Here is a 396-nt window from a genome sequence, read left to right as displayed (position 1 = left end):
AGATAATACGGCCCTGCCCCGGAACGATACGCACCAGATGGTGGAACTGTTTCTGGATCGCTTTCAGGTCGTCAAAGATATCGGCGTGATCGAACTCAAGGTTGTTGAGGATCAGCGTACGCGGGCAGTAATGGACAAATTTAGAGCGTTTGTCGAAGAAGGCGCAGTCATACTCATCCGCTTCGATAACAAAGAAGTCGCTTTCGCCCAGACGCGCCGAAACCTCAAAGTTCCCCGGCACACCGCCGATCACAAATCCCGGTTTGTAACCGCACTGTTCCAGAATCCAGGTCGCCATTCCCGCGGTGGTAGTTTTGCCGTGTGTACCGGCAACGGCCAGCACCCAGCGGTCGCGCAGCACAAAATCGTGCAGCCACTGTGGACCTGACATATAAG

General features: G+C 54.5%; 1 protein-coding gene. It reads right to left on the bottom strand.

The window, feature by feature from the left end:
- Window positions 1-396 (bottom strand): Mur ligase family protein (locus EVJ32_RS16075; RefSeq protein ID WP_255569918.1); only part of this gene is annotated, 396 nt, incomplete at both ends.

Origin of the sequence: Exiguobacterium sp. SH5S4 (assembly GCF_004337045.1) — a bacterium.
Lineage (GTDB): Bacteria > Bacillota > Bacilli > Exiguobacteriales > Exiguobacteriaceae > Exiguobacterium > Exiguobacterium aurantiacum_A.
This window is presented reverse-complemented; position numbering and strand designations above follow the sequence as displayed.